Annotated in this window: 11 protein-coding genes and 1 tRNA gene; 9 read left to right on the top strand and 3 right to left on the bottom strand. The window is 60.7% G+C overall.

The genetic code is table 11. The features are described 5' to 3' along the window. Positions 1–13: 13 nt before the first annotated feature. Complete coding sequence (locus G5B40_RS17200) at positions 14–1,621, top strand: 5-guanidino-2-oxopentanoate decarboxylase (protein WP_165101176.1); 1,608 nt, start codon at positions 14–16, stop codon at positions 1,619–1,621. A gap of 16 nt (positions 1,622–1,637) precedes the next feature. Here G5B40_RS17200 and G5B40_RS17195 read toward each other — a convergent pair whose 3' ends face one another. Further along, positions 1,638–2,387: a GntR family transcriptional regulator gene (locus tag G5B40_RS17195; protein ID WP_165101173.1), complete on the bottom strand. Its 750-nt coding sequence runs from the start codon at positions 2,385–2,387 to the stop codon at positions 1,638–1,640. Between the two features lie 29 nt (positions 2,388–2,416). After that, on the bottom strand, positions 2,417–3,196 hold the full coding sequence (locus tag G5B40_RS17190; protein WP_165101170.1) for an SDR family NAD(P)-dependent oxidoreductase: 780 nt from the start codon (positions 3,194–3,196) through the stop codon (positions 2,417–2,419). A gap of 241 nt (positions 3,197–3,437) precedes the next feature. Here G5B40_RS17190 and G5B40_RS17185 point away from each other — a divergent pair, with 241 nt between their 5' ends. The 5 genes from G5B40_RS17185 (at position 3,438) to G5B40_RS17165 (ending at position 7,597) form a co-directional block, all read left to right on the top strand. Further along, positions 3,438–4,418 carry a TRAP transporter substrate-binding protein gene (locus G5B40_RS17185; RefSeq protein WP_179961587.1) on the top strand — a complete coding sequence of 327 codons (981 nt, stop codon included), beginning with the start codon at positions 3,438–3,440 and terminating at the stop codon, positions 4,416–4,418. A gap of 71 nt (positions 4,419–4,489) precedes the next feature. Further along, positions 4,490–4,984 carry a TRAP transporter small permease gene (locus tag G5B40_RS17180; RefSeq protein ID WP_165101168.1) on the top strand — a complete coding sequence of 165 codons (495 nt, stop codon included), beginning with the start codon at positions 4,490–4,492 and terminating at the stop codon, positions 4,982–4,984. Then, complete coding sequence (locus G5B40_RS17175; RefSeq protein WP_165101165.1) at positions 4,971–6,275, top strand: TRAP transporter large permease; 1,305 nt, start codon at positions 4,971–4,973, stop codon at positions 6,273–6,275. Before G5B40_RS17180 ends, G5B40_RS17175 begins: the two co-directional genes overlap by 14 nt. 73 nt (positions 6,276–6,348) lie before the next feature. Then, positions 6,349–6,425, top strand: a tRNA-Arg gene (locus G5B40_RS17170). A gap of 104 nt (positions 6,426–6,529) precedes the next feature. After that, positions 6,530–7,597, top strand: coding sequence for a tyrosine-type recombinase/integrase (locus G5B40_RS17165; protein ID WP_165101163.1), 1,068 nt, complete (start codon positions 6,530–6,532; stop codon positions 7,595–7,597). Here G5B40_RS17165 and G5B40_RS17160 read toward each other — a convergent pair. Continuing rightward, complete coding sequence (locus tag G5B40_RS17160; RefSeq protein ID WP_165101160.1) at positions 7,594–7,821, bottom strand: helix-turn-helix domain-containing protein; 228 nt, start codon at positions 7,819–7,821, stop codon at positions 7,594–7,596. The two genes, G5B40_RS17165 and G5B40_RS17160, sit on opposite strands and share 4 nt — an antisense overlap. 98 nt (positions 7,822–7,919) lie before the next feature. Between G5B40_RS17160 and G5B40_RS17155 the strand changes: the two genes are divergently transcribed. Genes G5B40_RS17155 through G5B40_RS17145 form a run of 3 tightly spaced genes read left to right on the top strand, consistent with a single transcriptional unit; the run spans position 7,920 to position 13,094 of the window. Beyond that, positions 7,920–9,155: a Druantia anti-phage system protein DruA gene (locus G5B40_RS17155; protein ID WP_165101158.1), complete on the top strand. Its 1,236-nt coding sequence runs from the start codon at positions 7,920–7,922 to the stop codon at positions 9,153–9,155. A 7-nt stretch (positions 9,156–9,162) separates the two neighbouring features. Further along, the gene (locus tag G5B40_RS17150; protein WP_165101155.1) at positions 9,163–12,021 is read left to right on the top strand and encodes a hypothetical protein; all 2,859 of its coding nucleotides are present in this window, start codon (positions 9,163–9,165) and stop codon (positions 12,019–12,021) included. Continuing rightward, positions 12,018–13,094 (top strand): hypothetical protein, encoded by a 1,077-nt coding sequence (locus G5B40_RS17145; protein WP_165101152.1) that lies wholly within the window; start codon positions 12,018–12,020, stop codon positions 13,092–13,094. Before G5B40_RS17150 ends, G5B40_RS17145 begins: the two co-directional genes overlap by 4 nt.

The raw sequence follows: 13,094 nt of genomic DNA, 5'->3' as shown, positions 1-13,094 counted from the left end.
AAAGGGGCCGCGCATGAAAACCTGTGGCGAGGTTCTGGTCGAGATCCTCGAAGCCTACGGGATCGACACGGTGTTCGGTATTCCGGGCGTCCACACGGTCGAGCTTTATCGCGGCCTCCCGAACTCGAATCTGACGCATTACACCCCGCGCCACGAACAGGGCGCGGGGTTCATGGCGGACGGTTACGCCCGCGCCGCCGGGAGGCCGGCGGCCTGTTTCATCATATCCGGTCCCGGCATGACCAATATCGCGACGGCGATGGGGCAAGCCTACGCCGATTCGATCCCGATGCTGGTGATCTCCAGCGTCAATTCGAGCCATGAACTGGGCCTTGGTGAAGGGCGGTTGCATGAGTTGCCCGATCAGTCGGCGCTGATCTCCGGCGTTTCGGTATTCAGCCATCGGGTGCTCCGGGCGGCCGAATTGCCCGGCGTCGTCGCCCGCGCATTCGCGGTGTTCGAGAGCGCGCGACCGGGCCCGGTGCATATCGAACTGCCGCTCGACGTCATCACCGCGTCAGCGGACGGGCTTTCGCGCGCAGCGCATCGCACACGGAGCAAACCCGGCCCCGACCCCGCCGCGATCGAACGCGCCGCCGCGCTGCTTCGGGCCGCCGCCCAGCCCTTCGCCGTCCTTGGCGGCGGCTGCGCCCATGCGCCAAAGGCGGCGCTGGCGCTTGTCGAAAGACTCGGTGCGCCGACAGCCTTGACTGTCAATGCGCGCGGCGTGCTGCCGCCGGGTCATCCGCTCTCGCTCGGCGGCGCGCTGCCGCTGGCGCCGGTGCTCGACACGCTCCGGAACGCCGATGTGGTGCTGGCGGTCGGGACGGAGCTCGGAGAAACCGACACGCATCTCTTCTGCGATACGTTGGAGTTGGGCGGGAAGGTGGTGCGGATCGACATCGAGCCCGAGCAACTTGTCCGCAACGCGCTGCCTGAAGTGGCGATCTGCTCCGATTCCAGGCTTGCAATGCAGGCGCTGACCGATGCGCTGGACGGCTTCGCGCCCGACATGGCCGCCGCGACCGAGCTGGTGCGCCAACTCCGCGCCGCCGCTCTCGAGGCGCTGCCGCCGAGTTACCGCGCGCATGGGCGCTTCCTCGACGCCGTGGCGGATGCGTTGCCCGGGGTCATCATCGCCGGCGATTCGACCCAGCCGGTCTACGGCGGAAATCTCACCCATGAGCCTGCAGAGCCGTCTTCCTGGTTCAACTCCTCCACCGGCTACGGCACGCTCGGCTACGGTCTTCCCGCCGCGCTCGGGGCGAAGCTCGCGCGACCCGATCGCCCGGTCGCCGCGCTGATCGGCGATGGCGGGCTTCAGTTCACCATCGCCGAGCTGGCGACAGCGGTGGAGCTTGGCCTCGCCATCCCGGTTCTTCTCTGGAACAACCGGGGCTATGGCGAGATCAAGCAATACATGCTGGATCGGACGATCCCGACCATTGGCGTCGATATCTACACGCCCGATTTCCAGACCATCGCCCACGGCTTCGGCTGCCGCGCCGAACGGCCGGACAGCGCGGCGGCGTTTCGTGCGGCGCTGATCGCAGCCGCGGCCGCCGACGGACCGACCGTGATCGAGATCGACGAAGAGCTGGCGCTGACCTGGTGGGGATGACGGCGCGTCTGGCCCATCAGCCGATCTCCAGCTCTTCCCCGTGCTCAAAGAAGTGGGGATGAGCCGCGATCATCTTCGGAAGATCGAGCGATATCTGCCGGAGATGCTCCCGCATGGCCTGCTCGGCGCCTTCGGCGTCGCGCGCTACGACGGCCTCGATGATCCGGCGATGCTGGGCGAGCAGCGCCTCTCGCGGCATGTCCGCGGCGACGAGAAAGCGCACCCGGTCCATCTGCGATTTCAGCATCTGAATATAATTCCAGACTTGCGCTCTCCCGGCCGCCTCGGCGAGACGGCGATGGAAGCTCTCGTCGAGATGCATGAAGCGGGACGGATCGGCGTCCATCGCCCCTTTCTGCAGCTGGAGCAACTCATCGAGATCGGCGGCCAGCGCCGGATCCGCCGCCTCGGCCGCGCGCCGGACAAGATCGGCCTCAACCGCCTCCCGCACGAAGCGGGACGCGATAACCTCGCGGACCGAGATTCGAGTGACGAAGGTGCCGCGCTGCGGTCTGATCTCGAGCAGCCCGTCGCCGGCGAGGCGGATGAACGCCTCCCGGACCGGCTGGCGGGAGAGGCGCATCGCCGCGGCGATCTCCTGTTCCGATAGCCGCAGCCCCGGCGCCAGGTCCCCACGCAGGATGGCCTCGTGAAGGATCGCAACCATCTGGGCCGCGGCCGGCCTGTCCGGCGCGATCGTCGCGTCGAACACCGGCGGCGCCTTACCGGGCTTTCCAGAGTTCGAATCGGCTTCGGCAATCTTCATCGGCTCCCCTCCCGTCGCGCCCGCCCGGCTCACGGCATGAGCTGACCGCCGTTCACCTCGATCACCTGGCCGATCAAATAGGCGGAGAGCGACTCCGCCGCGAGAAAGAGATAAGCGCCGACGCAATCCTCAGCCGTGCCGAGCCGCCCCTGCGGCACGGTCGCCAGCATCGCCTCCATCTGCGCTTCGGTCGAATAGCGCTCATGGAACGGCGTGGTGATGACGCCCGGCGCCACCGCGTTCACCCGGATCCCGTATCGGATCCACTCCTTCGCCATGCCGCGCGTTATGTTCGAGACGAAGGCTTTCGAGCTGCCATAGAGCCCGGCGCCGCCGCCACCGCCATTGCGCGCCGCGATCGAAGTGGTGTTGATGATGAAGCCGCCCTGCGCCTTCATATGCGGGACTGCGGCGCGGCTGGCGATCACAACCTGACGCGCGTTGAGGTCCATCACCGCGTCGTAATCCTCGTCGGTCACATCCTCGTAAGGCACGCGCTTGACCATGCCGCCGGCGTTGTTGATCAGCCCGTCGAGCCCGCCGAAGGCCTCGGCCGCCTCATCAACCGCGCGTCTGGCTTCGTCGGATCTGGAGACATCGGCGCGGATCAGCGTCGCCGTTCCGCCCGCCGCGCTGATCTCCTCGGCCAGCTTCTCGGCCGCGTCCTTGCTGGCGTGATAGTGAACCCCGACCTTCGCGCCCTGCGCTGCGAAAGCGCGGGCGAGCGCCGCGCCGATCCCGGTAGAGGCGCCCGTTATGAGAACGGATTTTCCGGAGAGTTCCGCGAAGAGATTCGGCGCTGTGGACATTTGCGTCACCTTCTTTTGATCAGTCTTTCTTGCGGACGCGCCATCGCGCCACGCGACATCGGCCGGAACCGGCGCCGCTAGGCGATCTCATGCGCCTCATCCCCCCGGATCGACGATCCGCTCCCGAATGATAAATCAGGTGTTGCGCGCAAGCGCAACCTTACACCATACTACCATTCATAACTTGCGCGAAACGGCTTCTGGTCGTCATCTAACGCGCCGAAATCAAAGGGAGACTGAAATGAACGCCATCCGGAAATTCGCGCTCGGCGGCAGCCTTCTCGCCCTTATGGCGACGCCCGCGCTCAGCACCGAGCTCGTCGGCGCCGTGCAGTTTGACGAGGATCACGCTTTCACCAAGGCGCTGCGGGAGTTCGAGCGCGTGGCGGGCGAATGCTCCGGCGGCTCGCTCACCTTCGATCTTCATCTCAACTCCGAGCTCGGCCTAGAAAAGGACTATTTCGAGAACATGAGCCAGGGCATCGCGGTGGACTACGCCATCGTCAGCCCGTCACACATGTCCACCTTCAGCCAGAAGGCTCCGCTGATGGACATGCCCTTCCTCTTTCGCGATCTCGACCACTGGAACGCGGTGATGGAGTCCGACGCGCTCGAGCCGCTGGCCCAGGACGTGCTTGAACAGGCGAACGTGCGCCTGATCGGCTACGCCGGCGGCGGCACGCGGCAGTTGATCGTCAACAAGCCCGTCACCAACATGGAGGAGCTCGAGGGCCTGAAGATGCGTGTCATGGGCGCGCCGATCCAGACCAACATCTTCGACGCGATCCACGCCGCCCCGTCGGTCATCGCCTATTCCGAGGTCTATAACGCCATCCAGACCGGGGTCATCGACGCCGCGGAGAACGAGGCGGCCGGCATCCAGCAGATGAAGTTCTACGAGGTCGGCCCGCATATCTCGCTCACCGCGCACGCCATCACCGTGCGCCCGATCGCCTTTTCCGAGGCGACATTCGAGCGCCTGACGCCGGAAGAGCAGGAATGCGTGCTCAAGGCCGGCAAGGCCGGCGGCAAGCTCGGCCGCGATGTCGAGTCGAGCGAGGACAGCGAGAAGCTGAAGATGATGGAGGATAAGGGCTGGATCACCACCCATGAGTTCACCGAGCGCGACAAGCTCCTCGAACTCGCGGAGCCGGTGCAGCGCGCCTATGCGGAAGATCTGGGCGCCACCGATGTTCTGGAGAACATCCAGGCGGTTAAGTAACGCCGCCCGAGAAAAGCGCGGGGCGCAGGCCCCGCGCGTCATTTCACGACAACCAGAGATCGCGAGACGAGATGCGTGCGTTTCTCGAAGGCTACTATCGCCTGCTGAAACTCCTCCTGACCGCCCTCATGGTGGCGCTCGTCATTCCGGTATCGATGCAGATCCTCAGCCGCTACACCGGGCTCATACCGCGTTACATCTGGACCGAGGAGATCGCCCGCTTCTGCTTCGTCTGGATCATCCTGATCGGTGCGATGATCGCGGTGAGGGACGACACGCATTTTGACGTGGACGTGCTGCCGCACAGCCGCGATCCTCGGGTCGAGTTCGGATTGCGGATGTTCGCGCGTCTGGCCATCCTGCTGATGGCGTTCTCCTTCCTGTGGTGGGGGTGGGATTTCGGCGTGCTCGGCTCGCGCCAGCGCTCCGAGATCTCCGGTTTGCCGATGTTGTCGATCTACATCGCCTGGCCGCTCGCGGGCGCGACATGGGTGCTCTTCACGGTCGAGAAGATCGCCGACGAGATGGCGGCGATGCGGAGGGGAGACGTTCATGGGGCCCGGTGAAGTCGCCGCCATCCTTTTCGGCACATTCGCCGTCCTCGTATTCCTCCGGGTCCCGGTCGCCTTCGCGCTCGGTCTTGCGGTGGTTCCGGTCTTCTTTCTTGACGACCGGCTGACGCCGGTGCTTCTGATGCGCGAGATGTTCAAGAGCTACAATGCTTTCGTTCTTCTCGCTGTTCCATTCTTCCTGCTCGCCGCGAATCTGATGAACTCCTCGGGCATCACCGACCGGTTGATCAATTTCGCGCGGGCGATGGTCGGGCATCTTCCCGGCGGGCTCGGCCATGTGAACGTCGTCGTCTCGATGCTTTTCGCCGGGATTTCGGGCAGTTCGACCGCAGACGCCGCCGGCATCGGCTCGCTTCTGATCCCGCAGATGAAGAAAGAGGGCTATGACACCTCCTTCGCCGTCGCCATCACCGCGTGCTCGTCCGTGATGGGCGTGATCATTCCGCCGTCGATCCTGATGGTGATCTGGGGCGGGCTGATGTCGGTCTCCATCGGCGGCCTGTTCCTCGCCGGAGTACTGCCAGGAGTCCTGATTGCCGGCTCGCAGATGCTGACCGTATATGTCTACGCCAAGCGGCGCGGCTATCCGGTTCATGTGCGCTCCACGCTGCTACAGCTTCTGGCGTCGGCGGGCGGCGCCTCGCTTGCGCTGATGACCCCGCTGATCATCGTCGGCGGCATTGTCGGCGGATTCTTCACACCCACCGAGGCGTCCGTTGTCGCGGTGGTCTACTCTCTGATTCTCGGCGTCGCGGTCTTTCGGTCCGTCACGATCCGACAGGTGCCGCAGGTTTTCTACGAAAGCGCGCGTTTCGCGGCGATCTCTCTCTTCTGCATCGGCACGGCATCCGCTTTTGGCTGGTGTCTCGCCTACTTCAAGATCCCCGCTGCGCTCGTCGTCCAAATCGAAGCGATGGGCCTCGGCGTGATCGGCACCGGGATCATGGCGGCGCTGGCCTTCCTACTGATCGGCATGTTCATCGACGCGATCCCGGCGATCATCATCCTCGGCACCGTGCTTTATCCGGTGACCGCGAGCGTCGGCATGCACCCGATCCATTTCGCGATGATCGGGATCATCAGCCTCGCCTTCGGCCTCGTGACGCCGCCTTACGGGCTCTGTCTGCTGATCGCCGCGTCTATCGGCGAGATAAGGCTGGTCGATGCGCTTAAGGACGTATTCGTGATTCTCCTGCCGATGCTCGCCGTCCTGCTTTTCATCATCGTCGCGCCGGACATCATTCTCGCGCTGCCGCGCTGGCTGATGCCGGGATTCGTCAACTGAGCGGCGACCCGGACGGGTGAAAGGATTCGGCCCCATTGCGGCGTCGCAAATGGCGCAGTATAGGGAACCCGCTGCACCCGTAGCTCAGCTGGATAGAGCGCTGCCCTCCGAAGGCAGAGGCCACAGGTTCGAATCCTGTCGGGTGCGCCAAAACTTCTAAACAAAACCATAAGCTTACGCCGCCGTTTGGTGTTCTGGTCGTTTCCATATATACTGTTTGGGACAATCCTGGGACACTCCGGTGGATCGGGGACATGGCATCTATCACCAAGCGCACAAACGGTCAGTGGCAGGTCAAGATTCGCCGCAAGGGCTGGCCTGCGCGCTCCGGTACATTCAGAACCAAGAAGCTGGCCGAGGACTGGGCGCACCGCATCGAAAGCGAGATGGCGTCGGGCCGGTTCGTTGACCGCTCGGCGGCAGAGCGCACCACGCTGAAAGACCTGATCGAGATTTACCTGCGCGAAGTGACGGACAAGCGCCCCGGAGAAGCCTCCCGCGTTGCCGAACGATCACGGCTTGAGCGGTTCCTGCGGGAGGAGCGCGAACTCGCCGCCTATACCGCCGCCAATCTCACGCCCGAGCATTTTGAAGCTTATCGTGACAAGCGGCTCGGACAGACGAACCGCAGCGGTAAGCCTCTTGCCCCTGGCACGGTGAAGCGCGAGATGACCTTGCTCAAACGGGTGATCGACTACCGCAAGCGCAGGCTCGGCCTTCTGGTCAATCCGGTGAACACCGAAGATGTTGCCCGTCCTGCGGTGAACGACGAACGCGCTGTGCGGCTAAGCGAAGAGGAGATTGCACGGTTGCTGGAAGCAGCCAGCGAGGCGCGCAATCCGTGGCTGCGGCCCTTCGTTGAGCTTGGCTTTGAGACCGGCGGGAGGCGCGGCAGCCTGCTGGACCTTAGTTGGGAAGAAGTCGATCTCAAGGGACGGGCTGTGACCTTCCGCGGCGTGAAGAATAGCCGCAACCCCGACAAGGTGATCGACCACACCGTCCCGCTCTCCCCGAGGGCTATCGCAATCCTGAAAGAGCTGCCACGCAGTGTGGATGGCAGGGTATTTCCAATGAGCCCGAACGCCTTTCGCCAGGCCTTCAATCGCGCCCGCAAGCGGGCGGGGCTTGAGCACTTCCGTTTCCACGATACGCGGCATGAGCGCGTATCTTCGCTCTTCGAGGCCGGGTGGTCGGACACCACCGTCATGGCCGTCTCGGGCCACAAGGACCCGAAATCGCTTAAGCGCTATGCAAACCTTCGCCCCGACCATCTGGCCGATGAACTGGCCAAGCTGGAGCGGGGAAAGGGGGATGCATCCTAGCCTTGCGGCCCTTGCCGGTGCTCTTCGACAAACCGCTCAAGGTCTTTGACCGCAAAGAAGGTGCGGTTCCCGATTTTGGTAACGACCGGGCCCCTTCCTTTATAGACCAGATCACGGAGCGCCCCCCGCGTCATTGACAGGGCCTCTGCCGCCGCAGGGTAGTCGAGCAGCAGCTTGATCGGTGCGCTTTCGTGCAGGTCCTTTGCTTTGATCGGCTTGTTCATGAGGTCATCAGGGAGTACATGCGCCTGTACGTCGAACAGAACGCGAGTGAAGATGAAGTCGCAGCAGGGACAGAAAACAAGCCGGGTTTGAGCGGGAAATGAAAGATTTAGAATGTGAGAACGTTGTCAGAATTGCCAGCAGGGAGGCTAACCTCAAAAGAAAGCTGAGGAACCATCTGAAATCGCTGGGGTTTCACAAGGCAGAAGACGGCTCTCTCGTTATCGAAGGCACTGGTAAGGATATCATCCGGTCTCTACACCGCTCTCAGCGCGGAGAGCGTCTTCGGGGCAACCAAAGGTTCATCGAGGAGAAGGCCGCCGGTCTCCTGCGTCACTTCGCGACCGGTGCCGAAGTTCAACCAGACAAGGTCTCGCCGGTGCTGGAAAGAGTCCATGCCAGTACCTGGCAAGGCGACCTGTTCCGATTGGCATCCCTGACCTGGTCCGTTCCCGTCTCGAACGGTTTTGGCAGGCGGCTGAGATATATTGTTTGGGACGCAAACAACCAAAAGATCATCGGTTTGCTTGCGATTGGTGATCCCGTTTTCAATCTATCGGTCCGCGACAAGTTAATCGGCTGGGATTCAAAAGATCGCACCGAAAGACTTGTGAATATCATGGATGCCTATGTCCTAGGCGCAGTTCCTCCGTACAATATGCTCCTCGGAGGAAAGTTGGTCGCATGTCTGCTGAAAAGCCGTGATCTATATGACGACTTTGCGGACGTATATGGCGGCACGACCGGGATCATCTCTCAAAAAGCCAAGAACGCGCGGCTTCTGGCGGTTACGACTTCCTCTTCGATGGGACGAAGCTCTGTCTATAACCGGCTTAAGTTGGACGGCACCTCACACCTCGATCCCATCGGCTACACAGGTGGATGGGGCCACTTCCATATTCCCGACAGGCTCTTCCTGGAGCTTCGGGACTACCTTCGTGACGTAGGGCACAGCTACGCCGATCTCCATAGATACGGCCAGGGGCCGAACTGGCGGATGCGCACAACGCGCGCGGCGCTGGATGCACTTGGCTTCAAGGCCGACATGCTGCGTCACGGAATACAGCGCCAGGTGTTCATCACGTTCCTGGCAAGCAACGCCGCACAGATACTTCAAACCGGTGAAGGAGTCCCGGACACTAGCGGCCTTGCCAGTGTAGCGGATATCGGTTCACTTGCCCGTGATCGCTGGCTTGTGCCTCGCGCAGAGCGCAGACAAGAATACCAGGCGTGGGAAGTCGCTGATCTCGCGGAACTGTTTGGTAGCCAACGCGCCAAGATGAGAACCGCAGCATCCGTGCATGCCGACACGCTGTTCGCGTCCGCGAAGGGCTAGGTCTCCTATGCCAAAGTCCCTCGAAGAATGGCAAGACAGGCTCGCTGGCCACTTCGAGAAGTTGGCCGCGGCGCGAACCGCTTCGGGCTATCCGGTCTTCGCACTTGAGCATGGATTGAACGATGAAGAGGTTGCCAGACTTTCAGACGATCTGAGGGAAAGCTTGAAGGCGGGGCATCGTTTGTCCCGCTATTGGCTCCCCTGGGTCGTCTATGCCACGGAGCGGGGCTACTCATACGAAGGCGATGAGTATTGGCGCTCATTCGAAGGACAAACCCCGTTCTGGGAGGGCGCAAACCGATATAGCCTCGCGCGATGTTTTAGAAGGTTCCTGACGACCTATGGAGGAATGGAGCCAACCGGCCCATGGGCCGAGCATTTCAGAATTATTTCACTCCCTATTACTCATGCCATCCTTCCAAAGTACCTTCAAATTCAGTTTGCCAAACTGCTCTATGATCTGCGTTATCAACTCGCCCGTTTGCACGAAACAGACGCTGCCAGTATTGGGCGCTTACTATCATCTTACGGGTTCTACACATCGACCAGATTTCAGGAGTTCTTGCAGCAGGAAGAACTGACCGGACGGATTGTTCTCGGCTTGCTTCATACCGAGCTGGGTGAGGGCACAGGTCCAATCTATCCGGCAACGCTTGAACGCATTGTCGCTGATCTGGAGACCGTGCGCAGCGCCCGCGAATGGCTTAAGGAAGCAAGGAGAGCCGTCAGAGACCGCATCACGGGTTTAGGGCGGCGGTCTCCGGTCGCCGGACCGGCAGCGAACGACAGTCAGCCGCGAAAGGGTCAGCATCCCGAGATACGTCCAAGTCTTTACCTTCGGAGCATGGGAGCATCCAACTGGTCTGTAGCGATTGAGTTTCCCTCGTTTCGGGGAATCGCAGCGCTCAATCCTGAAGTCCGAAAATTCCTTCAAGCCACACGATGCCGTCTCAACGGCGCAGATGACTTCAAGCCGCGCGGCTGGCTTCTGTCCGGGGCACAAAGAGGTGCCATCAAGCGATGGCCTGATGTTTTCCGGCCCCTTATTGAGTTTGAAGCTACCAATCCATTGCTTGACCATTTTCTCGCTGCCGAGTGCCGCATACATGACGGACCGTTTTGGCTGTTCCGAATTGGCCGCGATGGCTTGGGAAGAGAAATATCCGGCAAAATCGTGAGACCGGGCCGAGACTACGTTATTGTCGGATCGAAGGATTTTCCCCAAGCGTCCGCCTTCACCTCGCAGTGCCAACTTGAGTGTGAGCATGTCAGGGCGATACGCGTGTCTGTGCCGTCAGAGGTAACAGCAGAACACATTGAGTGGTTTAACGAACTTGGAATCCAGGTTGCCCGTACCATCCGCGTGTGGCCATCTGGTCTGCCCGGCAGGGGCTGGAACGGCGAGGGCACGAGTGAGTGGCTGACGACAGAAACGCCTTGTATAGGTATCACCCATGACCACCCGATAGCCTCCTACGAGTTGCTACTCAGCGACGGTTCGCGCGCGACAATCGAGGCAGGTCCGGTTGGATATCCGACATTTGTTCAACTTCCGGAGTTGCGTGCCGGAACGCACGAGCTGCGGGTGAAAGCCCTAAAAAGTGAGCGTCTGAACGATATTGCTTCGACACCACAGGCAGAAGGCACACTGGAACTGAGAGTTCGAGAACCTCAGCCTTGGGTGCCTGGTACGTCATTTCATTCCGGTCTGGTGGTAACTGCCGAGCCCTTCGACCCCGATCTCTCAATGTTCTGGGAGAACCAGGTCGAAATTGAAGTGAAGGGTCCGGAAGGACACCAGGTCGTGTGCGAAGTGACCTTGGAGAACGCGCGCGAAGAAGAAATCCTGTCAGACGTTGTGGGCGAGTACTTTGATTTGCCGGTTACACCGAAGGTCTGGCAGAGCCGCTTTGCCAAATTTATTCAGGAAGGAGACCGTGAGTGGCGCTATCTGGAAGCTGCGTCATGCACCCTGACAGTGCGCGGTGAGGAACTCGGTGAATACAAGCTGACCTTTGAACATGTCGTACGGCCCGTCCGCTGGGTAGCAAGGCAGGTCGAAGGTTCCGCGATGCTTCGTCTGATAGACGACACGGATAGTGAAGACAGTTCTCCTACCTGTTTCACATTTAGCATGGAAAAACCCGCGTCTCGCGAACACATTGACCCAGCCAAAGCGATCAAAGGCTTCCAGGTAGCGCCGCCGGGCGCACTGTTTGCCGCGCAGCACGGCGACCACAAGTCTGTGCTTGCATTCTCTACAGGACTAGCAAGAGGCGGGGGCTTCCAGGCCCTCAATGTCGTCCCGAACGTGGACGCTGTTTCGACTGGGAAGGTCACGCCATCGGATGCGCTTCGCTATGCCAGCATCTGGAATGAGGCAAAAATCGCAGGTCCGCTTTCCGAGATTCGGCGCTTCACTGTTGTAGACTCTATAATATGCGCCGTTGTTGCCGTTATTGCCGGAGAGAGGTGGCTGGACATCGAGCGCCGCTATATCGCCAACCCTGAACGAACCGAGGAACAAGAACTTCTAAAACGGTATGTCTTTAAACGAAGTGGCTTTGCTGCCGTGCTAGCCCGTGACTACTACAAGGCAAGCGGCGGCACCCCGCATGGCCGCGACTGGTATCGCGATCTTGCCAAGCGCTTTGATATTTGCCGAAAGCCGGAACTAAGCGCCTTTGCCTATGACTTCGCTTTTTCTCCCGAGACAATCATAGACCGCTATGGAAAGAAGAAGTGCGATATACTTCTTGAAGATTTGAAGAACTTCGGCGCTCTTTTCAGAGGTGCAAGACTGCTGGCCCTCCGCTCAAAGCACGGTGACGACCAAGTGCTGGAACAGCCCAGGAGAGCCGTATGATTCGCGAGATCGAAAGGGACGAAGTTCTTGCCGTATGTTCGAATTCCCTTGGGGTTCCAATAGACCCATCCGGGCCTGTCCCCGACGAGGCTCTCGCTGCTCTCGTCCGAAGAGCGGCGGGAATAAACTGCCCATGCTCACGCAGTACGCTGCGGGCATCTATCGCCGAGAGCCTCCAGTACCTGGATGAAGATGGGGAGTCGCTACCTGAGCGGCTTGACCGCACCATAGAAGGACTCATCGTATCAGGCGACCTTCTGGAACTTAATGATGTTTCCACCGGTGACGTAGACGTAAAAGGCACATGGGTGTTCGCCGCGCCACCTGCTTTCGTGGTTCGACCGGAGGGTAGCTGCTATCTTCTCGGTGTCGTTCCGGATCAAGACAGTTTTCTGCCAGACAGCATTTCGAGCCGGGTTACTGCACAGGGCTGTACCAGACTCCTCAAACCGGAGACCGGGGAAGACATTGCAGGCATGCTCTCCAGCCACGGTTTGCAGAATCTTTCATCAGAGGCTTGGTTGCGCTCACCAAAAGCCCAGTCGCCAGAAGAATATCTGCCGAACCTTGAAATTCGGCTCAAAGGCCAGGGTCGAAGTGGCGCAATAGCAGAGCTTCAAGTTATCGATCACGACGCAACGGTGAGATACTACAAAGGTCGCTGGACAGCGCCGGGCAAGCGCTCTGGCATCTACGTAGGCAGGCGACCACAGATGTACGGTGCGCCGCTCTGGTGCATGGTAGAGCTTGAACATGGCGAGCCTCAGCGTCTTCTTGATCTACCTTTGCCACGGTCACACTGGCGAGGCTGCGACGAAGCTTGGCGCGCCCAAATCGCCTTTGACCGCAAGAACGAACACCCGCAGGAGTTCAGGACCGTACCCAAGGACGGCGGTTTGCGTTTTGACTTCTTTTCTCCCATTCCGAAATGGGCCGAGCGGCGGCTAATGGTTTTTGGTCAGCCGCTTCCGGCTGAGAAATGCCTGTTTTCCTACTTGTTGCCAAAATCCGAAGCCGACGAAGAGATCGCGTTCCTTCGCGATACCGTTTGGCTCGAACACATTGACGAATAA

Source organism: Pikeienuella piscinae, from assembly GCF_011044155.1.
GTDB lineage: Bacteria > Pseudomonadota > Alphaproteobacteria > Rhodobacterales > Rhodobacteraceae > Pikeienuella > Pikeienuella piscinae.
This window is presented reverse-complemented; position numbering and strand designations above follow the sequence as displayed.

Excerpts from the sequence above, each read along its gene's own strand:
- G5B40_RS17180 (WP_165101168.1), top strand. The coding sequence starts at position 4,490 with ATGCGTGCGTTTCTCGAAGGCTACTATCGCCTGCTGAAACTCCTCCTG.
- G5B40_RS17165 (WP_165101163.1), top strand. The coding sequence starts at position 6,530 with ATGGCATCTATCACCAAGCGCACAAACGGTCAGTGGCAGGTCAAGATT.
- G5B40_RS17155 (WP_165101158.1), top strand. The coding sequence starts at position 7,920 with ATGAAAGATTTAGAATGTGAGAACGTTGTCAGAATTGCCAGCAGGGAG.
- G5B40_RS17145 (WP_165101152.1), top strand. The coding sequence starts at position 12,018 with ATGATTCGCGAGATCGAAAGGGACGAAGTTCTTGCCGTATGTTCGAAT.
- G5B40_RS17150 (WP_165101155.1), top strand. The coding sequence starts at position 9,163 with ATGCCAAAGTCCCTCGAAGAATGGCAAGACAGGCTCGCTGGCCACTTC.
- G5B40_RS17200 (WP_165101176.1), top strand. The coding sequence starts at position 14 with ATGAAAACCTGTGGCGAGGTTCTGGTCGAGATCCTCGAAGCCTACGGG.
- G5B40_RS17175 (WP_165101165.1), top strand. The coding sequence starts at position 4,971 with ATGGGGCCCGGTGAAGTCGCCGCCATCCTTTTCGGCACATTCGCCGTC.
- G5B40_RS17160 (WP_165101160.1), bottom strand. The coding sequence starts at position 7,821 with ATGAACAAGCCGATCAAAGCAAAGGACCTGCACGAAAGCGCACCGATC.
- G5B40_RS17195 (WP_165101173.1), bottom strand. The coding sequence starts at position 2,387 with ATGAAGATTGCCGAAGCCGATTCGAACTCTGGAAAGCCCGGTAAGGCG.
- G5B40_RS17190 (WP_165101170.1), bottom strand. The coding sequence starts at position 3,196 with ATGTCCACAGCGCCGAATCTCTTCGCGGAACTCTCCGGAAAATCCGTT.
- G5B40_RS17185 (WP_179961587.1), top strand. The coding sequence starts at position 3,438 with ATGAACGCCATCCGGAAATTCGCGCTCGGCGGCAGCCTTCTCGCCCTT.